At 45.6% G+C, this 261-nt stretch carries 1 pseudogene; it reads right to left on the bottom strand.

From position 1 onward, the window contains the following. Positions 1-261: pseudogene (locus tag AC6UDB_RS07095) on the bottom strand (thiol reductant ABC exporter subunit CydC); the annotation flags it as partial.

The raw sequence follows: 261 nt of genomic DNA, 5'->3' as shown, positions 1-261 counted from the left end.
AGTTATGACTGTTAATTCGTTCGAGGTACTTGAAGACTGGTCGTCCAATTCCGAAGGCCCGCGTCAAGATGACTGGCACGTAGACGATCAGGATGTTGTACGGATGGGTTGCCGAACGGCTAATTAGATAGCCGGCAACGAACATTAGTCCGATTCCACATCCAAACGTGAGAACACCTAGAAAGAAGACCCAGAACAACAAGACCTTGTACTTAGTTAGATACGGTTTAATCCACGTATCGTGTTTAAGAAGTTTACGCA

This window comes from Fructilactobacillus sp. X3R2C1 (genome assembly GCF_059901235.1).
This window is presented reverse-complemented; position numbering and strand designations above follow the sequence as displayed.